Genomic DNA, 22,900 nt, shown 5'->3' on the forward strand with positions numbered 1-22,900 from the left:
CGTTCGTTCGAGGGGAGGGCTGAGCGATGGCACGCCGCAAGGAAACGAAGGTCGACCACTCCGCGTTCGACCAGGCCGGCGCGCGGGTCTTCGACAACCCGTTGGTCGCCGAGGTCTCCGACTCCTACCTGGAATACGCCTTCTCGGTGATCCACTCCCGGGCCCTGCCCGACGCCCGCGACGGCCTCAAGCCGGTGCACCGGCGCATCCTCTGGTCGATGTACGAGCAGGGGCACCGCCCCGACCGGGGGCACGTGAAGTCGGCCCGCATCGTCGGCGACGTGATGGGCAAGTACCACCCGCACGGCGACACGGCGATCTACGACGCGATGGTCCGGCTGGCCCAGGACTTCTCGCTGAACGCGCCGCTGATCGACGGGCACGGCAACTTCGGCTCACCCGACGACGGCCCGGCCGCCGCCCGCTACACCGAGGCGAGGATGTCCCGGGAGGCGATGCTGCTGGTCGGCGAGCTGGGCGAGGACACCGTCGACGTCGAGCCGAACTACGACGGCTCGCTGACCCAGCCCACCGTGCTGCCGGCCGCCTTCCCCAACCTGCTGGTCAACGGCGCGTCCGGGATCGCGGTCGGGATGGCGACCAACATGATCCCGCACAACCTCGGCGAGGTGGTCCAGGCCGCCCGCTGGCTGATCAACCACCCGGACGCCACGCTGGACCGGCTGATGGAGTTCGTCCCCGGCCCCGACCTGCCCACCGGCGGCCTGCTGCTCGGTCTCGACGAGGTGCGCCGGGCGTATGAGACCGGGCGCGGCGTGGTGCGGATGCGCGGCAAGGTGGAGATCGGCCCGCTGGAGGGCAGCCGTGGCCGGCAGGCCATCACGGTGGTCGAGCTGCCGTACGGCGTGGGCGCCGAGAAGGTCATCGCGGCGATCACCAACGAGGTCACCAAGACCAAGCGGCTGACCGGCATCGCCGACGTCAAGGACCTCACCGACCGGGAGAGCGGGACCCGGCTGGTCATCGAGTGCAAGGTCGGGGTCAACCCGCAGGCCCTGCTCGCCGACCTCTACCGGCTCACCCCGCTGGAGCAGTCCTTCGGCGTCAACAACCTGGTGCTGGTCGACGGGCAGCCGCAGACCCTCGGGCTGAAGGCGCTGCTGGAGGTCTTCCTGGCGCACCGCTACGACGTGGTGACCCGGCGCAGCGCCTACCGCCGCCGCAAGCGCGAGGAGCGGCTGCACCTGGTCGACGGCCTGCTGATCGCCCTGCTCGACATCGACCGGGTGGTCAAGCTGATCCGGGGCAGCGAGGACGCGCAGGCGGCCAAGGACGGCCTGATGCGGAAGTTCAAGCTCTCCGAGATCCAGGCCACCTACATCCTGGACACTCCGCTGCGCCGGCTCACCAAGTACGACCGGATTGAGCTGGAGGCCGAGCAGGAGAAGCTCCGCGGCGAGATCACCGAACTGTCGAAGATCCTCGACGACGACAAGGTGCTCAAGAAGGTCGTCTCCGACGAGCTGGCCGCGGTGGTGAAGCAGTTCGGCGCTCCGCGGCGCACCACCCTGGTCGACGGCGACCTCAAGGAGGTGCTGGCGGCGTCCGCGCCGGCCGGTCCGCTGGAGGTGGCCGACGACCCGTGCCAGGTGATCCTCTCCGCGACCGGGCTGGTCGCCCGGACCGCGGCCGAGTCGGAGGAGGCCGCCGAGGGGCGCCGGCGGCACGGCCGGGTCAAGCACGACGCCGTAGGCGCCGTCGTGCACTCCACCGCCCGGGGCCGGGTGCTGCTGGTGACCAGCGCCGGGCGGGCGTTCAAGATCGACGTACTGCCGCTGCCGGTGCTGCCCGAGCAGGCCGGCACGGTGTCGCTGCGCGGCGGGATGTCGGCCGCCGAGCTGGTGCCGCTGGAGGCCGGCGAGACGGTGGTCGGCCTCGCGCCGCTCGGCCCGACCGCCGAGGGCTCCCCGGGGCTGGCGCTCGGCACCCGGCAGGGCGTGGTGAAGGTCTGCGCGCCGGACTGGCCGGTCCGCTCGGACGAGTTCGAGGTCATCGGGCTGCGCGAGGGTGACGAGGTGGTCGGGGCCAGCTGGCTCACCGACGGGGCCGAGGCGCTCACCTTCATCACCTCGGAGGCGTCGCTGCTGCGCTTCGCCGCCGGGACGGTTCGCCCGCAGGGCCTCAAGGGCGGCGGCATGGCGGGCATCAACCTGCCGGCCGGTGCGCGGGTGGTGTTCTTCGGCGCGGTCCGCACCGACGACCCGGCGCACGGTGAGCCGATGGTGGTCACCTCCACCGGGGCGACGGTGAAGGTGACGCCGTTCAAGGCGTACCCGGCGAAGGGGCGGGCGACCGGCGGGGTGCGTGCCCAGCGGTTCCTCAAGGGCGAGACCGACGTGGTGGTCGCCTGGGTCGGGCCGCGTCCGGTGGGTGCCACCGCCAACGGCGAGCCGGTGGAGCTGCCGGCGGCCGATCCGCGCCGCGACGGCTCCGGCTTCGCCGTCATGCTCGGCCCCACCGTCATCGGCCACCAGGTCGAACGCGACTGACCCCGGACGAGGAGGGGCCGGCTGCCGCCGCAGCCGGCCCCTCCCGCCCTCCCGCCCCGTCACCTCCGTTGATCATGAGGTTGACGGCACCGAACCGGACATCTCGCCCCGCCAACCTCATGATCAACGGGGTAAGGCGGGTGGGGGGTGGGCGGGTCAGAGTTCGGGTTCGGGGGCGGGGCGGGTCTCGGGGGTGGTGCCGCGGAGGCGGGCCACCAGGCGCATGCCGTGGTAGACGACCAGGGCGGCGGCGGTGCCGACGGCGATGCCGTTGAACGACAGGTCACCGGCGGTCAGCGTGTAGTTCGCCGCGCCGACGATCACCGCGACCGCGGCGGTCAGCAGGTTCACCGGGTCGTGGAAGTCCACCCGGTTCTCGATCCAGATCCGCGCGCCGAGGATGGCGATCAGGCCGTACAGCGCGGTGGTGGCGCCGCCGAGCACGCCGGCCGGCACGGTGAGGATCAGCGCGCCGAACTTCGGGCTCAGCCCGAGCAGCACCGCCGCCAGCCCTGCCACCCAGTACGCGGCGGTCGAGTAGACCCGGGTCGCCGCCATCACGCCGATGTTCTCCGCGTACGTGGTGGTGCCGGAGCCGCCGCCGGAGCCGGCCAGCACGGTGGCCAGCCCGTCGCCCAGGAACGCCCGGCCCATGTCCCGGTCCAGGTTGCGGCCGGTCATCGCGGCGACCGCCTTGACGTGGCCGGCGTTCTCCGCGATCAGCACCAGGATCACCGGGATCACCAGCACGACCGCGCGCAGGCTGAAGCTCGGCGCGTGGAACTCGGGCAGGCCGACCCAGGCGGCCTCGCGCAGCCCGTCGACCGCCTTCGGGTCGAGGTCACCGAGCACGGCCGCGAGCAGCCAGCCGACCACCACACCGAGCAGGATGGACAGTCGGGCCAGGAAGCCGCGGAAGGCCACCGTGGCGAGCAGGATCGCGGCCAGGGTGACCACCGCGATCAGCGGCTGCGCCTTCACCCCGGTGCCGCTGCCCCCGCCGTCCCAGGCCACCGGGGCGAGGTTCAGGCCGATCAGCGCGACGATCGCGCCGGTGACCACGGGCGGCATCAGCGCGTCGATCCAGCGCGAGCCGGCCAGTTGCACGACCAGCCCGACCGCGGCCAGCGCAAAGCCGGCCACCACGATGCCGCCGAGCGCCGGCCCGATGTCCCCGCCGGCCTTGGCCGCGAGCACCGGCGCGATGAAGGCGAACGACGAGCCGAGGTACGAGGGCAGCCGGTTGCCGGTGATCAGCAGGAACAACAGCGTGCCCAGGCCGGAGAAGAAGAGCGTGGTGGCCGGCGGGAAGCCGGTGATCAGCGGCACGGTGAAGGTGGCGCCGAACATCGCCACCACGTGCTGCACGCCGACACCGAGGGTGCGCGGCCAGGAGAGGCGTTCGGCGGGGTGCACCACGTCGCCGGGGCGGATGGACCGGCCGTCGCCGTGCAGGGACCACGGGGACCAGCGGGAGCGCGGCTCGGTGGAGGACTGGGTCATGGAGCGCCCTTCGCTCGAGGTGGAGGCGGGGGCGTGAGGGACCCTGAGCGTTGATTCTGGCACGGCCGCCGATGACGCCACGGCAAGGTGGGTGACCGTGCCACGGCCGCGATCGGCGGCGCGACTGGCCGACGCACTATCGCCCGCCCGGTGGCCGGCGGCGGCGCAGATCCGCCGGCGGTGTCACGGCAGGGCCGGGCCGTCTACAATCGGGCGACCTGTCACCGTCGATGGCCCGTGTGCGCCGCGAAGCACACCTCTCGATGCCCGATCTGCACCACGGCGGAGTCGCCGCGGCGGCGTGAGCGCCGCCATCCGGGTCCGGCCGCGCCGCGAGTTGCGTGCCGCCCGCCGTCCCCGTCCGCACCGGTGCTGGGGTCACCTGGTCGCCGCCCCGCTCTGGCCGATGCACGGCGCCAATCTCGGCACGCTGCTGCGCACCTGCGACGCCGTCGGCGCCTGCCTCGCCGTGCCGCCGTTCCGCTGGGTCGACGAGGCGGTCGCCCGAGGCAACACGCTGCGCCGGCCGGGCTGCGTGCACCGGGTCGGCAGCCCGTTGCGCTGGCTGGCCGCCGAACGCGCCGCCGGCAGCCGGATCCTCGGGGTGGAGCTCGCCGACGAGGCGATCCGCCTCGCCGACCTGCCCGCCGCCCGGGGCCGTACCGTCGTGGTGCTCGGGCACGAGGCCACCGGCATTCCAGCGGAGGCGTTGGACGCCCTGGACGCGGCGGTGGAGATCCCGATGGTCGGCGGCGGGCTCAGCCTGAACGTCGCGGTCGCCGGCTCCCTCGTGCTCTACAAGCTGGCCGGCCTGCTCTGAGGGCGGCGGGCCGGTCAGGCGACGCCGGCGGGGCGGAACTGGACGCTGACCCGGGGGCCGACCGGCCGGGCGGTCTTCGGGATGGCGTGCTCCCAGGTGCGCTGGCAGGAGCCGCCCATCACGATCAGGTCGCCGTGCCCGAGTGGGAAGCGCAGGCTGGCCCCGCCCCCGCGCGGGCGCAGCAGCAGCGGCCGGGGCGAGCCGAACGAGACGATGGCGACCATGGTGTCGCTGTGCGCGGACCGGCCCAGGGTGTCGCCGTGCCAGGCCACGCTGTCGCGCCCGGTGCGGTAGAGGCACATGCCGGCGGTGACGAACGGCTCGCCCAGCTCGGCGGCGTAGTGCCGGGTCAGCGTCTCGCGCGCCTCCGTCAGCACCGGGTGGGGCAGCTCGCGGCCACCCGCGTACCAGCAGAGCAGGCGGGGCACGTCCACCTCGGCGTCGTACATGGTGCGGCGCTCGGCCCGCCAGGGCACCTCCCGCAGCAGCGTGTCGAGCACCTGGTCGGAGCCGCGCACCCAGCCGGGCAGGTGGTCGACCCAGGCGCCCCGGCTGAGCACGTGCCGGCGCACGTCGCCGGCGAGCGGCCCGAGTGCCGGCCCGGCGTCGGTGAGGTCGAGCATCGACGGCTGGTAGGCGGCCTGCGACATGCGACCCACCCTAGCCGGGTCTTCGTACAGGCGTACGACCGTCAGGGTGCGACGGCGGCGGGCCGGACCGCGGTCAGCACCGCGTCGGCGACCCGGCCGCGGCCGCGCCCGTCCACGGCCGCCCAGGCCCGGGCGGAGAGCGCCGCGCGGTGCGCCGGCGAGGTGAGCAGTCCGCGCAGGATCCGCGCCGCCGCGGCCCGGGCCGCCCGGCCGGCCACCCCGGGACCGGTCAGCGCCGGCAGCTCGCCGAGGCCGGCGGCGAGCCGGTGCGCCACCACCCGGTGGTACGACTCGCGCTGGTTGTCCACCACGCAGACCAGCGCGGCCGGCGCGCCGAGGCAGCACAGTTCCCAGGTGGAGGTGCCGGCGGCACTGACCACCAGGTCGGCCGCGCCGATCAGGGCGGGCAGCTGGTCGGTCGGGGGCACCGGGTGCAGCGCCTGCCCCCGCCCGGGCGACACCGCGGCCAGGTCCGCCTCCACCTCGGGGCGGCCGACCACGACGGTGAGGTCCATCGGGTGCCCGGTGGCGAAGAGCACCCTCGCCAGCACCGGCGCGGCGCCGACCGCGTCGGTGCCGCCGAAGAAGGCCAGCACCCGGGGGCGGCCGACCGCCGTCGCGGGCCGGGGCGCCGCCGGCCGCGCGGCCACCACCGAGTCCCGCAGCAGGGCGTACGCGCTGCCGGCGAGCAGTCGACCGGCCGGCGCGACGGTCCGCGTGCCGAAGTTCTGGTCCAGGTAGAGGTCGGCGTCCTGCCCCCGGGTGTCGCCGTCGACGACGGCGACGGTCAGCACGCCCGCCGCGCGCAGCGCGCCCGCCCCGGCCGGATCCAGCTCGTAGGAGTCGAGCACCATGACGTCCAGCCGGTGCCGGCGCGCGGCGGCGACCAGTTCGGCGGGCGTCTCCGGGCCGGGGTGCAGCGGGATGCCCCGCGCCGCGAGCTGCGCGGCCGCCCAGCCGACCCGCTCGACCGACCCGAACAGCTCCACCGCGACGCCCCGGGCCAGGAACTCCTCGCCGAGCGCGAGACAGCGGACCAGGTGGCCGACGCCGCGGTCCGGCCCGGCGTCGCAGCGCAGCCCGACGCGTACCGTGTTCAGGACTCCTCCAGCCGCTTCTGCCGGACCCCGGCGTTGAGGGCGCGCAGCGCCGGCTGCCCGTCGAGCCAGTCGGCGAGCTTGGCCAGCGGCACGCTGACGTCACCGAAATGGTCGGTCACCGCCCGCACCAGCTGCCAGTCCTGCTCGGTGTCGAGAGTGAGCCGCAGCCCCGAGCGGTCCGGGGTGAGGGTCACCCCGAGCACGCGGAACAGGTCCGGGTGGGTGTACGCGTACGAGGTGACGTGCACCCGGTGGTGGCCGGTGGCGAGTCGGTCCAGGGCGTGCAGCGCCCCGGCCCGGATGATCTCGACGTCCAGCCCGCGGGGGAGGGTACGGGCGATCGAGGTGCTGGCGTAGTCGAGCCCGGGCACCGCCCGGTAGACCGACGCCACCAGCGTGACGATCTCCGGGTCCAGCAGCGGGCAGTCGGCGGTGAACCGCATGACCGCGTCCCCCGGGTGCGCGTCGAGCGCGCCGACGAACCGGGTCAGCACATCGTCGACCGGCCCGCGGTGGCAGGCCACGCCGAGCCGGGCGCACTCGGTGACCACCGTGTCGTCGGCCGGGTCGGTGCTGGTGGCCACCACCAGGTCGGTGAGGACGCCGCTGTCCGTGGCGGCCCGGACCACCCGGCCCAGCACGCTGCGTCCGGCGAGCGGCCGCAGCACCTTGCCGGGCAGCCGGGACGAACCCATCCGGGCCTGCACGACGCCGACGATCCGCGGCCCCGCACCGGCCTGCGTGACCGGATCGTGCGGCGCGGTGCCGTCCTGCGGCAGGGCGCCGACCCGCGGTGCCGCCCCGGCCCGCGGCACCGGCCGCGCCGCCGGGCCGGCCTGCGGTGCCGTCCGCTCCGGCCCGGTCACTGCTGCTCCTCCTGCCGGGTACCCAGGGCCGCGCTGGCCCGGCGCTTCGCGGCCCGGGCGCCCCGCTTCGCCAGCCGGGCCGGGGTGATGGCCAGCCGGCCGACCCGGTAGCTGAGCGAGCCGCTGAGCAGGTTGATCGTGGCGTCGGCCCGGCGCAGCGCCCGTTCCCGCGAGGTGAGCAGCTCCTCGGTCCACTTCAGCAGCGCGCCGAGGCGGGTCAGCTCCTCGCGCTGGCGCAGCCACGCCTCGCGCAGCTGCTGGTAGCTGCGCGGGCCCGGGGGCGGGTCGGTGGGGTCGACGCCGCGCAGCTCGCTGGCGAGGGCGACCCGCCCGTCGGCGTCCAGCCCGCGCAGCGCGGCGGTGATCGCCGCCTCGGTCTCCACCGCCGCGTCGACGGTCGCCCGGGCCAGGTCGTGCCCGGCGAGGCCACCGAGCACGACGGTCAGGCCCGCCACGTCCAGGGTGGACGTCCACGGGTGGGCGCATCCGCCGGTGAGCAGGTCGGCGGCGAACCGCCACAGGCCCCGGGCCAGCACCACGTCGCCGGGCAACGGCTCGGCGGCCCGCCAGCTCGGATCGAGCACGGCGTGGTCGTCGCCGGCGACCACGACGTTGTCCACTCCGGCCAGCGCCACCGCACCGGAGAGCCGGCCGCCGGCGTCGGCCTGGCGGGCGAGCCACGCCGCGTACCCGCGCAGCAGCCGGCGCAGCTCGTCCAGGTCCCGCCGCAGGCAGCCGTCGAGCAGCAGGGTGCGCAGCAGCCGGCCGTCGGGGACCGGCCCGGCCAGCGCCGCCCGGTCCCGGTACGCGGCCTCCCGGGTGGCGTACGGCGCCGCCGGCCCGCTCCGGTCGGCCGGCCGGTCGACCCGCCACCGCCAGCCCGCGGGCGTGTCCACCACCTCGACCACGCCGAGCCCGGGCGGGCCGGTCTGCACCAACGCCACGGGCAGGTCGCGGCGCTCCCCGGCGGCCGGCTGGTCGGCTCCGGCAGCCTTGCGGGCGAGCACCAGCCAGCCCGGGGCGAGGTCGGCGGCCCGCCCGGCGTGCAGCGCGTCGACCGCCAGCCGGGCCGGGTCCCGCAGCACGTCGCGGTCGGCGAAGCCGCCGGCGCAGGCGCCGTGCAGCACCGCGTCGAACAGGCCCGAGTCGGTACGGCGGGCCAGCGCGCCGGTGTCCAGCAGCGCGGTGGCCGCCTCCGGCCGCGGGTATCCGGCGAAGCAGGCGTCGGCGCGCAGCCCGGCCCCGGCCAGCCGGTCGCGGAGCCGGTCGAGGTTGGCCGGGTGGGCGGCGTCGAGCACCCCGCCGACCGTCCAGGCGGCGTCCTCGCGGGCGGCGTACCAGGGGGAGACGGCGACCAGCCGGTGCAGGCCGATCGGGTTGTCCAGCCGCAGCAGCAGGTCGCCGCCGGGGCGCAGCGCCGCCACCAGCCGGTCCAGCACGCCATCCCAGCCGAGCCGCGGCCCCTCGACCGACTCCACCGCGTCCAGCCCGGCCGGCGCGACGACCACGTCGTACGGCCCATCGTCGGGCAGCCCGGCCGGTCCGCCGACCACGACCCGGGCCGCCCGGTCGGCCAACGCCACCCCGTCCGGGTAGCTGCGCAGCAGGCAGGTCACCTCGGCGTGCGCCAGCCGGTCGAGCAGCGCCGGGTCGTGCGGGCCGGCGAGCAGCACCCGGGCCCCGGCGGGCACCACCCGGGCGAGCAGCGCGGCCAGCGGCCCACCGTCGGCGAGGCGCACCGCCGGCAGGTCGGACCAGGCCAGCATCTCCCCGCCGGGCAGCGCGATCCGGGGCGCCGTCTCAATGGTCAACTCGTCTCCTCCTGCGGGTGCGCCCAGCCGAGCAGTTCGCGCAGCGCGGCCGGCGGCAAGCGGTGGTCGGTGCCCAGTTCGGCCCGGGCGATCTCCACGGCGGTCGGCAGGTGCACCGACTCGCCGTGCAGCTGCGGCCACTGGCGGCGGATCCGGGCGGTTCCGCCGAAGGTCGGGTCCTCGTCGGCGAGCACCATCGGGTCGCCGTAGACCGCTGGTTCGCAGCCGGCGGCGATGCCGTAGAAGATGGCGCTGGTCAGCCGGTTGGACGCCACCCGGCGGTGCCGACGCAGCTCGGTGAGCTGCTTGTCCAGGAAGAGCGGGTCGGTGTCCCGCCACCAGTGGCCGCGGTAGCCGTGGCAGATGACCCGGAACCCGGCGTTCTCGTAGAGCCGGCGTACCCGGCGCATCCGGTGTTCGTGCCAGTAGAGGCAGACGGTGACCGGGCCGGGCTCGGTGGCCCGGATCAGCGCGATCAGTTTCCGGTGGTCGCCCCTGACGTGCTGGCCCTCCCAGCCGTGGAAGGGGTACCAGATGGTCCCCTCCCGCTCCTGCTCCGGCGGGTCCTCGGGGCGCAGCGCCAGCAGGTACGCGAACGGCGCCCCGATCACGGTGACGTTGCGCCGCCCCACCGACCAGGCCCGGCGCCGGGTCTGCTCGGACCAGAGCAGGCTCGGGGTGCGCTCGGCGTACGGGTGGCCGGGGGCGAGGCCGTCGCCGATGTTCCAGCCGTGCTGGACGTACCCGTTGATCCGCGGTGGGTGCCCGTCGGCCAGCCCGGCGTAGCGGGCCAGCACGTGGGCGTGGCCGTAGAAGTGGTTGGCGTGGTGCATCGGCGTCCCTCAGGCGGCGGTCCGCGCCGGGACGCCCCGCAGCGCCGCGTCCAGCGCGTCGACGACCCGGTCCTGGTCGGTGTCGCTGAGGTCCGGGAAGAGCGGCAGGGACAGCTGCTCGGCGTAGAACGACTCGGCCACCGGGCAGGAACCGCGCCGGTAGCCGAGGTCGGCGAAGGCGGGATGCCAGTGCACCGGGATGTAGTTCACCTGCACGCCGATGCCGGCGGCGCGCATCCGCTCGTACACCTCGCGGCGGCGGCCGTCGAGCACCCGGATCGGGTAGAGGTGCCAGGCGGGCCGGGCCCACGGCCGCCGGCCCGGGATCCGCACGCCGGGCAGGTCGGCCAGCGCCGCGTCGTAGCGGGCGACCAGCCGGGCCCGGCGGGCGAGGAAGTCGTCCAGCCGGCGCAGCTGGCTGCGGCCGAGCGCGCAGAGCACGTCCGGCAGCCGGTAGTTCAGCCCGAACTCGTGCACCTCCTGGTGCCAGCCGCCCTCGTCCGGCCAGCGCTGCTCGGCGCGCTCGCGGACCAGCCCGATGTTGCGGAACCGGCGGGCCCGCTTCACCAGCTCGGGGTCGGTGCTGGCGACCGCGCCTCCCTCGGCGGTGGTCAGGTTCTTAGTGGGGAAGAACGAGAAGGTGGTCAGGTCGGCCAGCGATCCGACCGGCCGGTCCCGGTAGCTGGCCCCGATCGAGTGCGCCGCGTCGGCCAGCAGCAGCGCGTCCGAGCCGGCCAGCGCGGCGCGCAGCGCGTCGTAGTCGGCCGGGTGGCCGGCGTAGTCGACCGCGGCGACGACCCGGGTGCGCGCGGTCGTCGCCGCGGCGACCGCCGCCGGGTCGAGGGTGAAGGTCTCCTCCTCCACATCGGCGAAGACGATCCGCGCGCCGAGCGCGACCGCGCTGCTGGCGGTCGCCACGAACGTCATCGGCGGCACGACCACCTCGTCGCCGGGGCGGACGCCGGCCGCCGCGTACGCCACGTGCAGCGCCGCGGTGCCGTTGGAGACGGCGGCGCAGCCGGCTCCGCCGGTCCACCGCGCCAGGTCGGCCTCGAACGCGTCGACCTGCGGGCCGGTGGTGAGCCAGTCGCTGCGCAGGGCGGCGACCACGGCGGCGACGTCGTCGTCGGTGACCGACTGCCGGCCGTACGGGAGCATCCCGGTCACGCCGGGCCGCCGAGCATGACCCGCAGCTGCTGCACGCTGAGCCACTCGTCGTTGCCGTCCGACTGGTACGCGAACCCGTCCGGCACCGGCTCGCAGTCGACCGGCGGCTGGTAGCCCCAGCCGGCGATGGTCGGCTGCACGATGTACCGGTCCCTGGCGCGCAGCGTCCGCCGGCTGTCGTCCGGCGCGATCATCTCCTCGTGCAGCTTCTCGCCCGGCCGGATGCCGATCTCGTGCGTGGTCGCCTCCGGCGCGACCGCCTCGACCAGGTCGAGGATGCGCATGCTGGGGATCCGCGGCACGAACAGCTCGCCGCCCTGCATCTGGTCGAACGAGTCCATGACGAACTGGACCGCCTGGTCGAGGGTGATCCAGAAGCGGGTCATCCGCTTGTCGGTGATCGGCAGGCTCTTGCCCTCGGCGGCCAGCCGGCGGAACAGCGGGACGACCGAGCCGCGGCTGCCCACCACGTTGCCGTAGCGCACCACGGCGAACCGGGTCGGGTGGTGCGCGGCGTAGTGGTTGGCGGAGACGAAGAGCTTGTCGCCGACCAGCTTGGTGGCGCCGTACAGGTTGATCGGGCTGGACGCCTTGTCGGTGGAGAGCGCGATCACCTTCCGCACGCCGGCCTCGATCGCGGCGTCGACCACGTGCTGCGAGCCGGTGATGTTGGTGGCGATGAACTCCGACGGGTTGTACTCGGCGGTGTCCACCTGCTTGAGCGCGGCGGCGTGCACGACGTGGTCCACCCCGTGCATCGCCCGGGTCAGCCGGTGCCGGTCCCGGATGTCGCCGATGAACCACCGCAGCCGCGGGTCGTCGCCGAGCTGCTGGCGCAGCTCGTACTGCTTGAGCTCGTCGCGGGAGAACACCACCACCCGGGCCGGGTCGGCCTCGGCGAGGACGTGCCGGAGGAAGGTCCTGCCGAAGGAACCCGTTCCTCCGGTGACCAGAATGGACGAACCATTCAACTCACTCAATTTGGTGCTCCCGTGTCGGTGGATGATCCGGCGGCCCTCGGCCGGCCGACCGGATCGGAACGCTAGACGGGGCGGGTTAACGGGCCGACGCCCTCGGATGAACCGCTCGGGCTGGCGTCGTTAATGCCGAGCACCGGGCAGGCGAACACTTCCGCCCAGCTCAGCGGCGGGCTGACCGGGCCGGGTAGGGCCGTTACAGTGTCGGCGCGCGAGGTGACCCGACGGCCGTGCGGGCCGTGTCGCACGCGCTTCCGCACGCCGCCGCGCCGGTCGCCCGGTGCGCGCGGCCCACCCACACGTCGTCCGGCCGGGTCGCCGCGGGCACGCGCGCGGCCGGCACCGGCGACGAGAGCAGGAGACGGTGATGGCTACCGGCAGCGACGTGACCCGGCGGCCGGCCTCCCCGGCGGACCCGCCCGACGCCGCCGCCGGCGGTACGGCTCCGGCGGACCCGATCCCGGCCGACGAGGGCCCGGGCGGCGCGGCTCCGGCCGGTGCGGCCGCGGGCGGACGGCGCTGGGTGGTGCCGGTGCTGCTGGTCGTCGGGTGGCTGCTCGGCGTCGGCTGGCGGATGTGGCTCGCCCGGCACATCCACCTGCCGATCGCGCACACCGACGAGGACAGCTACCTCAACACCGCCCGCGCGCTGGCCGGCGGGCCCGGGGGCTTCAGCAGCGAGAACGGCCCGCTGCGCCGGGTCGGCTACCCGATGCTGATCAGCCCGGCGTTCCTCGGCGACCGGGACTTCGCCGACAGCTACCGGCTGGTCCAACTGATCAACGCGCTGGTCAACGCCACCCTCTTTCCGCTGTCCTACCTGCTGGGCCGGCGGCTGCTCGGGCTGCGCCGGTCGGCCGCCCTGGCCGCCGCCGGGGCCGCGGCCACCCTGCCGGCGGCGGCCTTCTACGCCAACGTGGCGATGATCGACGCGGTGCTGGCGCCGCTGCTGGTCGCCTGGCTGCTCGCCGTGCACCGGTGGGTACGGCGAGCCGGGCCGCTCGCCGCGGCCACCGTCGGGGTGCTGGTCGGCGCCTTCCACCTGCTGCACTCGCGCGGGCTGGTCATCGTGGCCGTGCACGCGGGGCTGGTCCTGCTGCTGCTGGCCCGCGGCCGGATCCGGCCGCGCGGGGTGCTCGCCGCGCTGCTGCCGGTGCTCGCCCTGGCGCTGGTCAACGAGGCGGGCATCCGGCTGCTCGGGGACCGGGTGTACCTGCTCGGCAACGACCCCGGTGGCGGCACGCTGCGGGCGATCGCCTCCGGCCAGGGGCTGCTGCGGCTCGGCGCCGCGATCGGCACCCAGCTCTGGTACCTGGTGGTGATCACGTTCGGGCTGGCCGGGGTGGCCTGGGCCGCCACCGCACGGGAACTGCGCCGGCCGGACCGCGGCGACGCGGTCCGCTGGACCCTCGGCGTCGCCCTGGTCGCCACCGTCGGGGTCGCCGTCGGCGCGTCGGTGATCCTCGCCGGCATCACCAGCAAGCCGCTCGACGCGATCTACGGCCGGTACGTGCAGATGCTCGCCCCGTTCTGGCTGCTGGTCGGGGTGGGGGTGCTGCTCGCCGCCGGGCGCCGGGCGGCGCTGCGCCGCACGGCCGTCGCGGTGGCGCTGCTGGTGGTGGGCGCCGCGCTGATCGCCGCCCGGCTGGCGTACGTGCGCAGCCGGGGCCACGAACTGCGCTACGGCGGCTTCAGCGCGCCGGACCTGATGGCGCTGACCGGCGGCTGGCGGGAGCTGCGCCCGGTCACCGGGGCGCTGGTGGGAGTGGCCGGCTGCCTGCTGCTCGTCGCGGCGCTGCGGGTGCCCCGGCTGCGGGTGCCGGTGCTGGTCGCCCTCGTCGTGGTCAACCTCGGCACCATGCAGGTGATCTCGCAGCGGATGGTCCGGCCGCTGGTGACGGCGACCGAACCGACGCCCCGGGTGGCCGACCTGGGCGTCCGCCCGGGGGAGCGGGTCTACGCCTCGGTCGGGGTGCACTACACCCTGCGGTTCAACCTCAGTCACCAGGTCACCTGGACCGATGTGCGGTGGTTCGGGGATCGGCCGCCCGCCGCCGCGGAGGTGGTCTTCGTCCGCTGGGCGCCAGGCGAACCGGACGACTGGGACGGCGCCCGGTACGGGTTCGTCCGGTTGGGCGGCAACCCCGCGCAGCACTGGGCCGCCTGGCGGCGCGGCTGAACCGGCCGCGCCGCCGTCTCCCGGTGCTGAATTCCGCACCATTTTCCGGTGACCGCTCCCGCTGTTTCCCGGTGCCGGGTTAACGGCGGATGGCTGGCCGAACGACGCCCGGTTAATGCGGATCGCACAATTGTCGTCCGGTGTGCCGGAGGTCAGCGTCGGCGCCGATCCGCCCGGGTCAGGGAAATCGGGATGACGGTGATTTCCCGGCCGTCGGAAACCTCCTGCCGGGGCGTGCCCTCGACGAATCGGAACCGGCGGTTCATCTGCCGCACCACCGTGTTGTGGGCGAGTACCTCGCCGTCGAGCCGGTCGAGCCCGAGATCGTCGAAGGCGTGGTCGACCGCCTCCCGCATGATCCCCAACCAGGCCGGCAGCGTCTCGCCACGCTCCGCCAACCCCTCTGCGTCCAGGTAGAAGCCCCAGGAGGCGGTCCGGAGGTCGGCCAGGCGCAGGTCGAAGAAGGTCACCACGCCGCACGGCCGGCCGTCGCGGAGGTAGATCAGCACCCGCCTGCCCGGGTCGGTGCGCACCCCCGACCACCACCGGGCGTGCTCGGCCGGGGTGATCTCGTGGCTGTTCCTGCTGACCTGCCGGTTGATTTCCTGATTACGCCAGGACAACATCAGGTTAACGTCGTCCCCGGTCGCTTCGCGCAGCACGTGCCTCTCACTTTCCGCACCGTTCAATGGTGTCGTGCGGCACCCTACCGGCAACCCCCGGTAAATCAGCTATCCATTCTTCGGGCGGTACACTCCGGCGCATGAACGAATTGAGTCGCGCGCAGATTCGCGACCTCATGACGCAGGTCCTGCGGAACCAGGGCAAGGCGCTGCCCGACGACGACGCCGCGCAGCTGCGGGAGATCGGCTTCCGGTCGCTGGACTTCTCCGAACTGGCCCTGCGGGTCGAGGACGAGACCGGCGAGGAGCTCAACTTCGACGCCCCCGGCCTGCGCCGCATCGCCACCGTCGGCGACGTGCTCGACTTCCTCGTCGAGCTGCAGCGGCAGTGACCGTCTCCGCCGCCCGCCCACCCGCGACCCCGCGCCGCGAGCCCGCGGGCGCCGACAACCGGCTGGTCGTCGCCGGCGCCCCGGTCAGCTGGCGGGAGCTGCCCGAGCTGACCCTGCCGTCCCCGGCGGCGGTGCTCGCCCACTCCGCCCGGTACGCGCTCGCCGCGGCCCGGCACCACGCGGTGCACGGCACCGAGCTGCTGATCGGCACGCCCGGCCGGGTCGACGACGCGATGCGGGCCGAGCTGCGCGCCGCCGGGTTCACCGTCACCGCCCTCGGCGACGACGCCACCCCGGCGGCCGGCCCGTCGCGCCCGGCCGAGCCTGGCCGGCTCTGGCTGCTGACCTCGGGCTCCACCGGTCGTCCCAAGCGGGTCGGGCACACCCTCGCCTCGCTGACCACCGTTCGCGGCGCCCAGCCGGAACGCACCTGGCTCTGCCCGTACGCGCCGGGCAGCTACGCCTGGTGGCAGGTGGTGACGCTCTCCCTGACCCAGCCCGGGCAGCACCTGGTGGTGGTGGAGCCGGACGAGCTGGACGACTGGCCGGTGCTCGCCGCCGCGCACGGCGTGGACGCCGTCTCCGGCACGCCGACCTTCTGGCGACGCACCCTCTACCGGGACGCCGCCGCGCTGGCCCGGGTGCCGCTGCGCCAGCTCACCCTCGGCGGGGAGCCCGTCGACCAGGCGATCCTGGACCAGCTGCGGCAGCTGTTCCCGGCCGCCCGGATCTCCTGGATCTACGCCTCCTCGGAGGTCGGCGCGTCGATCGTGGTGCACGACGGCCGGGCCGGCTTCCCGGTCGAGTGGCTGGACCGGGAGGTCCCGGGCCGGCCCACCCTCTCCGTCCGGGGTGACGAGCTGGTGATCACCTCGCCGTACCACGGAGCGGGGCTGGACGGTCCGGTCCGCACCGGCGACCGGGTGCAGGCGGTGGACGGCCGGGTGCTGATCACCGGTCGGCTCGACTCGGACGAGATCAACGTCGGGGGCAGCAAGGTTTCCGCCGGTCTGGTCCGCGACGTGCTCACCGCCCACCCGGAGGTGGCGTGGGCCCGGGTCACCGGCCGTCGGGCCCCGCTGCTCGGCCGGATGGTCGTCGCCGAGGTGGTCCCGGCGCCGCACGCCGCCGAGCCGCCCGACGAGGCGGCCCTGGTCCGTTGGTGCGCCGGCCGGCTGCCCGACCACGCGGTGCCCCGCCGGATCCGTGTGCTGACCGAGATCCCCGTCAAGGAGACCCTGAAGAGCGATGTCTGACCACCCCGACCCCCAGCCCGTCCCGCCCGCCTCGGTGGTGCTCGTCTCCGGCGGCTCCCGCGGACTGGGCCTGGCCATCGTCACCGACCTGGTCGCCCGGGGGGTACGGGTGGCCGCGTTCGCCCGCACCGTCACCCCGGAACTGGCCAAGCTCGCCGCCGAGTACCCCGACCGGATGCACGTCGACGCCGTCGACGTCACCGACCTCGCCGCCACCCGCTCCTTCCTCCGCGCGGCGGAGCAGCGGCTCGGACCGGTCGACGGCCTGGTGAACAACGCGGCCGTCGGGCAGGACTCGCTGCACGTGCACACCGCCACCGACGACATCGCCCGGATCGTCGAGACCAACCTGACCGCACCGTTGCGGCTCACCCGGCTGGTGGTCCGCCGGATGCTCGCTCAGGGGCGGCGCGGCCGGATCGTCAACGTCACCTCGATCTGCGCGCAGCGCGGCTTCCCCGGGCTGGTCGCATACTCGGCCACCAAGGGCGGGATGGACGCCGCCACCCGGTCGCTGGCCCGGGAGCTGGGCGGCCGGATGCTGGTCAACGCGGTGGCCCCGGGCTTTTTCGCCTCCGAGATGTCCGCCGTGCTCGGCCGCACCCAACTCGACCAGATCGTGCGCCGTACCCCGACCGGTCACCTCACCGAGCCGGACGAGGTCGTCCCGGTGGTGCGGATGCTGCTGCGCGAGCAGACCAACATCAACGGCCAGGTCATCGTGGTCGACGGTGCGGCGTCCGTCTGAACCGGCCGGGCCGCGCCCGGTGCCGGCGCTGCTCGGCGCCGCCGACCGGCACCTGCGGGTGGGTACCCCCGCCGAGTTGGCCGCGGCGGTCACCCGCAGCCACCTCGACGACGGCCGCTGCGTCGGCTGGTACGGCCCGACAGCAGGCTGGCGGGTGGCCGTCGACGCGGAGCGGGTCGACGGCGCAGTCCCGCCGGCACTGGCCCACCGCTTCGGCACGGCCGACTTCTGGGCCCGGTGGACCCGCGCGGAGTGCCTCTGCAAGCTCGCCGACGTGCCGATGGCCGCCTGGTGGCGCCGGCACGGTCTGGTCGTCCCGCCGGGCACCGGCGCGCTCTGGCGCACCCTGCGCCGGGGCGACCTGGTGGTCACCGTCGCCTTCGCCCCGCCGCCGTCCGCCGGCTGAACCGGAGCTCACCCCGGTGAGCTGCGCCGAGGCCGGGTGCCGTCCACCGGCACGGGAGCTGTCGAGCTGCCCCGTCCATGCGACCGCCCGTACCCGCGCCGCGTCCGGAGGTGCCGTGCGGCGGCTCGGCCGGGCTCGCGGTGCCTACCAACGTCCGCCACCCGGAACCTCTGCCCCGGCATGTGTCGCCCCAGCTCGCAGGGCGCGCGTGGAGCCTGTCGTCGGACGCCGGCGGGGCGGCCGACGTGTGCCCCGTGGGGCGGGGCAGCTCGACAGGGCGCGCACCGAACAGGTCACCGACCGCCGGCCGCCGGCGCGTGGCGCCTGCTGGGGCAGCCGGACCGCGTCAGGCCGGGGTGGATCAGATCAGGTCCCAGCTCAGGGGAGTGCCGCGCGGGACGTCGACGGTGAAGGTCCGGCCGAGCACCCGGTCGATCTCCACCGGCGGCAGGCCGCCCGCGGGCCGGATGGACCGGACGTTGGCCGCGGTCACCGGGTCGCCGGCGCGGACGTCCTCGACCACGAAGAGCGACCGCCGGAAGCGCAACCCCTCCCGCTCGGCCGGGGTCGGACCGATCGCGGTGCCGCCGAGGGCGGCGTACGCCCGCTCCGACTCGGCAACCAGGGCCGCCAGTTCGGTCGGGTCGAGCGAGAAGTCGGCGTCGACCCCGCCGTCCGCCCGGTCGAGGGTCACGTGCTTCTCGATGAAGCAGGCGCCGAGGGCCACGGAGGCCACCGCCACGCCGATCCCCGGGGTGTGGTCGGAGAGCCCGACCGGCACGCCGAACGCTCCCGCCAGCACCGGCAGCCGGCGCAGGTTGCTGTCGGCCGGCGGCGCCGGGTACGACGCCGTGCAGGCCAGCAGCACGATGCCGCCGGCGCCGCCGTCCCGGGCGGTGCGCACGGCAGCGTCGATCTCCGCGACCGTGGCCATCCCGGTGGAGATGACCAGGGGCTTTCCGGTGCCGGCGACCAGCCGGATCAGCGGCAGGTCCACCAGCTCCGACGAAGCGATCTTGTACGCCGGGGCGTCCAGCTCCTCCAGCAGCCGCACGGCCGAGGCGTCGAACGGCGAGGAGAAGACGGTCAGCCCGTGCCGCCGGGCCCGCGCGAAGATCGGCTCGTGCCACTCGTACGGGGTGTGCGCCCGCTCGTAGAGCCGGTAGAGGTTCTCCCCGCCCCACAGCTCGTGCTCCCCGGAGATGCGGAAGTCGGGCGTGTCGACGTCGATGGTGATGGTGTCCGGCCGGTACGTCTGGAGCTTGAGTGCGTGCGCCCCACTGGCCGCGACCGCGTCCACGATGGCCAGCGCCCGGTCCAGGTCACCGTTGTGGTTCCCGGACATCTCGGCGACCACGACGGGTCGCTCCCCGGCCCCGACCGCGTGCGGTCCGATCTTCACTGTCGCCGTCATGCCGACCTCTGCTCACCGTACGACCGCACCGGGGTGCGGTCCTGTCGTCGTCGGCCGCCACTGTGGCGGCCGACCTGGAAACGCGGGCGCCGGGTGCTGTCCCGCCCCCGACGTGCCGCCCGGCGCGGCACCCTCACGGCTGCCCGCGCCCGATCAGCGCCTCCGCCCGCGCCGTCTCCGGCACGGCGGGCCCGGGCGCGGTGGCCGAGTCGGGCCGCGGCGGCTCCGGAGCGCGGCGCAGCCGGCCGGCCAGCCGGTGCGCGCGGCGCAGCGCCGCGTACGCGAGGTAGTTGTTCCGGCCCACCAGCCGGTGCTTGAGCCCGGCCACCCCGCCCGGCCGGGGATAGCCGTCGGCGGGCAGGTAGCGGCGGTAGTGCTCGGCGACGCGGCGGAAGAAGGCGCGCCGCAGGTGCGGGTGCAGCCGGTCGTCGTTGCCGGCCACCACCAGGTAGTGGTTGACCATCAGCTGGAACAGCTCCGCGTGCAGCCGCTCGTCCGGGTGGCGCCGGCGTACCCAGTCGAGCAGCCGCTCGTACTGGTCGAACGCGTCGAAGTGCCGGCCGCTGCGGGTGGAGGTGATTGCGCCGAGCCGGCCCTGCCGGTACAGGTAGCAGACCCGGTCCAGCACCGAGATCTTCTCCGCGCCGATCAGCAGGGGGTGGCTGAACGGGATGTCCTCGTACCAGCCGGGGTGGAAGCGCAGCTCCAGCTCGGTCAGGAAGTCCCGGCGGACCACCTTGTTCCAGGCGGTGTGCTGCACCCGCAGCAGCTGGGGCCGGTCGGCCAGCCGGACCACGTCCGGTATGCCGCGCAGCAGATGGCTGCTCGCGTCGACCTCCCGCCGGCCGTTCTCGTGCACCCGCAGGTGGTCCAGCATCAGCACGTCGGGCTGGTGCGCGCGCAGCCGGTCCAGCACCGCCGGGATCGTCCCCGGCGGCAGCCAGTCGTCGCTGTCGACGAACCAGACGTACCGGCCGGTGGCGACGTCGAGCCCGGCGTTGCGGGCGAGCCCCAGGCCGACGTTGCGGGTCAGGTGCACGGTACGGACGTCGGCGCGGCCGGCGGCGTACGAGCGCAGCATCTCCCCGCAGCGGTCCGGTGAGGCGTCGTCCACGGCGATCAGCTCCACCGCGCCCGCGTCACCGGCCGGGACGTCGGCGCGGACCGACTCGAGGCACTGGTAGAGGTACGCCTCGACGCCGTACACCGGAACGACGATGCTCAGCAGCGGTTGCGTCGGCTCAATGACCACGCCGACACCCTCGACCCCGAGGGTGGCCGGCCCCGGAACCTCACGTGGCCGGCGGAGGTGGAGTCCTTGAACGTCCGCCGAGCGGTGGGTTAACGGTTCAGCATGCGCCGCACCGGGCCGCCGACCGCCCGCCGCACCCGGGCCCGCAGCTGCTGCTCCTGGAGGGTCTCGACGTCCTGCCGCATTCCGGCGTTACGGTCGCGCAGCCACTGCACCCGGGCCAGCAGGGTGTCCCGGTCGGTGGCGCCGGCCGGCCGGACGGCGGGCGGGAAGGTGGTCGCGCGCACCTCGGCGTCGAAACGGGCGGCACTGTCGCCGTCGGCGAACGAGTTGCCCAGGTCGTGCTTGGCGAGGAAGGACAGCATGGTCGCGAACCGCGCCTTGTGCCCCTCGTTGAGCGCCGTGTAGTCGGCCTCGTCGTAGAGCTGCGCGGCGTCGACGTCGGCCGGCACGTCCTTCATCACCCGGTGCGGGATGTCGAAGTAGCGGGCCAGTTCCAGGGTGCGCGAGTCGTGCGCGAAGAGGTATCCGGGCGTGCCGGAGACCAGCGCCGTGATGGTGCCGTGGATCCGGGTGCCGAACGCGAACTCGAAGCCGGAGAGGTAGTCCATCCACGTCCACGGGTCGAGGAACATCCGCACCTTGTCCTCGACGAAGAGCGGGTGCGAGCTGTGGATCGGGATGGGGCTGGACTTGCCGCGGTCCTCCGGGGCGTCGCCGTAGAGCAGGGTGCCCAGGGTCTTCAGGTCCTGCGGCAGGTAGCGCAGGTTGGGGTAGCGCTCCTGGTGCGCGGCGATGATCTTCGCCATCGACTTGACGTACGGGGAGATGGTCAGCGCCAGCCGATCGGTCGGCTCCAGGGTGGCCTTCTTCTTCTCCACCCGCAGGCTGTCGCCGTGCAGGAACATCGACGGGCAGCCGATCACGTCGACCGCGGAGAAGCCGAGGGCGCGCAGGTAGCTCTCGGTGATCTCCCCGCGTACGCCGATGCTGTGCGAGCGGTCGAGCACCGCCCGGACGAACCGGGTCACCACCTCGTCGATCGGGCGCAGGTACTCGCGGTCACCGTTGACGTCGGTCTGCACGCCGACGCCGAGCACCACCACCGGGATCTTGAGCCGCTCGATGAACTTGGTCATGGTGACGAGCCGGTGCGCGTAGCTGCGCCGGAAGGCGTTCGCGAGCGGAATGACGAACACGTCGTACCGCTCGTTGATCATGTCGGCCTCGCGGAGGTCGATCTTGAACCCGTTCGAGGTGATCTCGGTGCCGCGGGTCTTGAGCAGCTTGTGCGCGACGTGGCTGAAGACGAGGTTGCCGTTGTTCTCGCCGATCCAGTTGCCCTCGAACGCCTCCTCGGGGGAGTAGACGTCGAACGGGCCCTTCTTGGCCCGCATGAGGATCCGCTGGTGCATCTCGCCGCTCCGCCTCTCGTTCGCCCCCGGGTGCGTTCCGGGCGGACACACGTCACCGCTCGACTCCGGCCGGCCACCGGGGCCGGGCGGCTCGCACCTGAGGGTTCGGGGAATATTAGGCCACCGGACGTCCCGTGCACAGACGCCGGTCGCCGTCGTGCCTCGGTCGGCCCGCCCCGCCCCGCCCGGTAGGGTGCCCGGGCGGGCGACCCCCACCGGGCGCGCCGCGGCCCCCCGGCCGCCGGTCGCCCCCGACGCCGCCGAGACGTGCTGGTCACCTCGTCTTCGTGTTGATCACCGTGCGCCGGCTCACCGGCGACTGGAGGCCGGCTTCACCGGCTGGTGGGGAGTGGCGGCGGTGCTCGGCTTCCTGGTGCTGAACCTGGGGTTGGCCGCGCTGCTGCACCGTCACCCGGAGACGCCGATGATGCGCCGGCTCGTCCCGCGCCGTCCGAACCAGACGGTGCCGAGCGGCGCCGCGGCGCCGGCCACGGAGCCGAGCCCGGGTGTCTCGGCGGGCGCCGCGCCGGGCCCACGCACGGCGCACCAGCGATCGGCGTACGTCGACTCCCGCTGAGGCGTCCACCCTGGTCGGTGCCGTCGGCGCGGCGTCCGGCCGACACGCCCGGCGGCGATGCGGGGGACCGGCCCGGACGGTAGCGTGGTCGCCGTGCTTCCCGTCGCGCTCACCTGTCCCCTGTGGTGGGTGGCGCGCTGGGCCGCGCGGCTGACGGCCGGCCTCGCCGTCGCCGTCGCGCTCGCCCTCGGTGCCGGCGCCCCCGGCGCCGTGGGCGCACCGGCCGGTCCGGAGCCGGCGCTCTGCACCGCCGTGGCGCCTGGTCCGGAGCCGGCGCTGTGCACCGCCGTGGCGCCCGCTCCGGCCCTCGTGGCCGCCGGCGCCGCGAAGGCCCCCGCCGGCGGCGAGCAGCCCGCCGCGCTCGCCGTACCGGCCGCCGGGCCGGAGCCGGCCGCAGCCCC

The 22,900-nt window shown here is 74.8% G+C and carries 21 protein-coding genes; 9 read left to right on the forward strand and 12 right to left on the reverse strand.

Features of this window, described 5'->3' with window-relative positions; genetic code table 11:
- The first annotated feature begins 26 nt into the window (after positions 1-26).
- Positions 27-2,510: a DNA gyrase/topoisomerase IV subunit A gene (locus ACVCAH_RS32835; protein ID WP_447140126.1), complete on the forward strand. Its 2,484-nt coding sequence runs from the start codon at positions 27-29 to the stop codon at positions 2,508-2,510.
- A gap of 156 nt (positions 2,511-2,666) precedes the next feature.
- On the opposite strand, the gene ACVCAH_RS32840 is transcribed toward ACVCAH_RS32835, so the two are convergent.
- Complete coding sequence (locus ACVCAH_RS32840; RefSeq protein ID WP_447140127.1) at positions 2,667-4,013, reverse strand: uracil-xanthine permease family protein; 1,347 nt, start codon at positions 4,011-4,013, stop codon at positions 2,667-2,669.
- 301 nt (positions 4,014-4,314) lie between these two features.
- Between ACVCAH_RS32840 and ACVCAH_RS32845 the strand changes: the two genes are divergently transcribed.
- Positions 4,315-4,833 carry a TrmH family RNA methyltransferase gene (locus ACVCAH_RS32845; protein ID WP_447140128.1) on the forward strand — a complete coding sequence of 173 codons (519 nt, stop codon included), beginning with the start codon at positions 4,315-4,317 and terminating at the stop codon, positions 4,831-4,833.
- 14 nt (positions 4,834-4,847) lie between these two features.
- On the opposite strand, the gene ACVCAH_RS32850 is transcribed toward ACVCAH_RS32845, so the two are convergent.
- From ACVCAH_RS32850 to pseB, 7 genes are all read right to left on the reverse strand, one after another.
- The gene (locus tag ACVCAH_RS32850) at positions 4,848-5,483 is read right to left on the reverse strand and encodes an alpha-ketoglutarate-dependent dioxygenase AlkB (RefSeq protein WP_447140129.1); all 636 of its coding nucleotides are present in this window, start codon (positions 5,481-5,483) and stop codon (positions 4,848-4,850) included.
- 41 nt (positions 5,484-5,524) lie between these two features.
- The gene (locus ACVCAH_RS32855; RefSeq protein ID WP_447140145.1) at positions 5,525-6,583 is read right to left on the reverse strand and encodes a PseG/SpsG family protein; all 1,059 of its coding nucleotides are present in this window, start codon (positions 6,581-6,583) and stop codon (positions 5,525-5,527) included.
- A complete protein-coding gene (locus ACVCAH_RS32860; RefSeq protein WP_447140146.1) occupies positions 6,580-7,302 on the reverse strand; it encodes a cytidylyltransferase domain-containing protein in 723 nt (240 codons plus the stop codon). The genes ACVCAH_RS32855 and ACVCAH_RS32860 overlap by 4 nt, the downstream gene beginning before the upstream one ends.
- Positions 7,303-7,445: 143 nt before the next feature.
- Positions 7,446-9,260, reverse strand: coding sequence for a class I SAM-dependent methyltransferase (locus ACVCAH_RS32865; RefSeq protein ID WP_447140130.1), 1,815 nt, complete (start codon positions 9,258-9,260; stop codon positions 7,446-7,448).
- Positions 9,257-10,093 carry a hypothetical protein gene (locus tag ACVCAH_RS32870; protein WP_447140131.1) on the reverse strand — a complete coding sequence of 279 codons (837 nt, stop codon included), beginning with the start codon at positions 10,091-10,093 and terminating at the stop codon, positions 9,257-9,259. Before ACVCAH_RS32870 ends, ACVCAH_RS32865 begins: the two co-directional genes overlap by 4 nt.
- 9 nt (positions 10,094-10,102) lie before the next feature.
- Positions 10,103-11,251, reverse strand: a complete 1,149-nt coding sequence (locus ACVCAH_RS32875) for a DegT/DnrJ/EryC1/StrS family aminotransferase (protein WP_447140147.1) — start codon at positions 11,249-11,251, stop codon at positions 10,103-10,105.
- A gap of 5 nt (positions 11,252-11,256) precedes the next feature.
- Positions 11,257-12,240: a UDP-N-acetylglucosamine 4,6-dehydratase (inverting) gene (gene pseB, locus ACVCAH_RS32880; RefSeq protein ID WP_447140132.1), complete on the reverse strand. Its 984-nt coding sequence runs from the start codon at positions 12,238-12,240 to the stop codon at positions 11,257-11,259.
- Positions 12,241-12,604: 364 nt separating this feature from the next.
- Here pseB and ACVCAH_RS32885 point away from each other — a divergent pair, with 364 nt between their 5' ends.
- Positions 12,605-14,416, forward strand: a complete 1,812-nt coding sequence (locus ACVCAH_RS32885; RefSeq protein WP_447140133.1) for a hypothetical protein — start codon at positions 12,605-12,607, stop codon at positions 14,414-14,416.
- A 152-nt stretch (positions 14,417-14,568) separates the two neighbouring features.
- Here the strand turns inward: ACVCAH_RS32885 and ACVCAH_RS32890 are convergent, their stop codons facing one another.
- Positions 14,569-15,078, reverse strand: coding sequence for a GNAT family N-acetyltransferase (locus ACVCAH_RS32890; protein ID WP_447140134.1), 510 nt, complete (start codon positions 15,076-15,078; stop codon positions 14,569-14,571).
- 101 nt (positions 15,079-15,179) lie between these two features.
- Between ACVCAH_RS32890 and ACVCAH_RS32895 the strand changes: the two genes are divergently transcribed.
- From ACVCAH_RS32895 to ACVCAH_RS32910, 4 genes are read left to right on the forward strand one after another with little or no spacing between them, the layout of a single operon-like run.
- Positions 15,180-15,431 carry a phosphopantetheine-binding protein gene (locus ACVCAH_RS32895; RefSeq protein WP_447140135.1) on the forward strand — a complete coding sequence of 84 codons (252 nt, stop codon included), beginning with the start codon at positions 15,180-15,182 and terminating at the stop codon, positions 15,429-15,431.
- Positions 15,428-16,687, forward strand: coding sequence for an AMP-binding protein (locus ACVCAH_RS32900; protein WP_447140136.1), 1,260 nt, complete (start codon positions 15,428-15,430; stop codon positions 16,685-16,687). Before ACVCAH_RS32895 ends, ACVCAH_RS32900 begins: the two co-directional genes overlap by 4 nt.
- Positions 16,680-17,435, forward strand: coding sequence for an SDR family NAD(P)-dependent oxidoreductase (locus ACVCAH_RS32905; RefSeq protein WP_447140137.1), 756 nt, complete (start codon positions 16,680-16,682; stop codon positions 17,433-17,435). The genes ACVCAH_RS32900 and ACVCAH_RS32905 overlap by 8 nt, the downstream gene beginning before the upstream one ends.
- Positions 17,419-17,841, forward strand: a complete 423-nt coding sequence (locus ACVCAH_RS32910; protein WP_447140138.1) for a hypothetical protein — start codon at positions 17,419-17,421, stop codon at positions 17,839-17,841. Before ACVCAH_RS32905 ends, ACVCAH_RS32910 begins: the two co-directional genes overlap by 17 nt.
- Before the next feature lie 361 nt (positions 17,842-18,202).
- Here the strand turns inward: ACVCAH_RS32910 and pseI are convergent, their stop codons facing one another.
- From pseI to ACVCAH_RS32925, 3 genes are all read right to left on the reverse strand, one after another.
- Positions 18,203-19,255 (reverse strand): pseudaminic acid synthase, encoded by a 1,053-nt coding sequence (pseI, locus tag ACVCAH_RS32915; RefSeq protein ID WP_447140139.1) that lies wholly within the window; start codon positions 19,253-19,255, stop codon positions 18,203-18,205.
- Between the two features lie 133 nt (positions 19,256-19,388).
- Positions 19,389-20,507, reverse strand: a complete 1,119-nt coding sequence (locus ACVCAH_RS32920) for a glycosyltransferase family 2 protein (RefSeq protein ID WP_447140140.1) — start codon at positions 20,505-20,507, stop codon at positions 19,389-19,391.
- A gap of 89 nt (positions 20,508-20,596) precedes the next feature.
- Positions 20,597-21,922: a polysaccharide pyruvyl transferase family protein gene (locus tag ACVCAH_RS32925; RefSeq protein ID WP_447140141.1), complete on the reverse strand. Its 1,326-nt coding sequence runs from the start codon at positions 21,920-21,922 to the stop codon at positions 20,597-20,599.
- A gap of 358 nt (positions 21,923-22,280) precedes the next feature.
- Between ACVCAH_RS32925 and ACVCAH_RS32930 the strand changes: the two genes are divergently transcribed.
- Together ACVCAH_RS32930 and ACVCAH_RS32935 are read left to right on the forward strand one after the other, a co-directional pair.
- Positions 22,281-22,499, forward strand: coding sequence for a hypothetical protein (locus tag ACVCAH_RS32930; RefSeq protein WP_447140142.1), 219 nt, complete (start codon positions 22,281-22,283; stop codon positions 22,497-22,499).
- Positions 22,500-22,592: 93 nt separating this feature from the next.
- Positions 22,593-22,900: hypothetical protein (locus tag ACVCAH_RS32935; RefSeq protein ID WP_447140143.1), on the forward strand; the 308-nt coding region annotated here is incomplete at its 3' end.

This window comes from Micromonospora sp. LZ34 (assembly GCF_052981855.1).

What these genes read in the sequence shown, in the direction of transcription:
- ACVCAH_RS32835 (WP_447140126.1), top strand. Translation starts at nt 27, where the DNA reads ATGGCACGCCGCAAGGAAACGAAGGTCGACCACTCCGCGTTCGACCAG.
- ACVCAH_RS32840 (WP_447140127.1), bottom strand. Translation starts at nt 4,013, where the DNA reads ATGACCCAGTCCTCCACCGAGCCGCGCTCCCGCTGGTCCCCGTGGTCC.
- ACVCAH_RS32850 (WP_447140129.1), bottom strand. Translation starts at nt 5,483, where the DNA reads ATGTCGCAGGCCGCCTACCAGCCGTCGATGCTCGACCTCACCGACGCC.
- ACVCAH_RS32870 (WP_447140131.1), bottom strand. Translation starts at nt 10,093, where the DNA reads ATGCACCACGCCAACCACTTCTACGGCCACGCCCACGTGCTGGCCCGC.
- ACVCAH_RS32875 (WP_447140147.1), bottom strand. Translation starts at nt 11,251, where the DNA reads ATGCTCCCGTACGGCCGGCAGTCGGTCACCGACGACGACGTCGCCGCC.
- ACVCAH_RS32885 (WP_447140133.1), top strand. Translation starts at nt 12,605, where the DNA reads ATGGCTACCGGCAGCGACGTGACCCGGCGGCCGGCCTCCCCGGCGGAC.
- ACVCAH_RS32895 (WP_447140135.1), top strand. Translation starts at nt 15,180, where the DNA reads ATGAACGAATTGAGTCGCGCGCAGATTCGCGACCTCATGACGCAGGTC.
- ACVCAH_RS32905 (WP_447140137.1), top strand. Translation starts at nt 16,680, where the DNA reads ATGTCTGACCACCCCGACCCCCAGCCCGTCCCGCCCGCCTCGGTGGTG.
- pseI (WP_447140139.1), bottom strand. Translation starts at nt 19,255, where the DNA reads ATGACGGCGACAGTGAAGATCGGACCGCACGCGGTCGGGGCCGGGGAG.
- ACVCAH_RS32925 (WP_447140141.1), bottom strand. Translation starts at nt 21,922, where the DNA reads ATGCACCAGCGGATCCTCATGCGGGCCAAGAAGGGCCCGTTCGACGTC.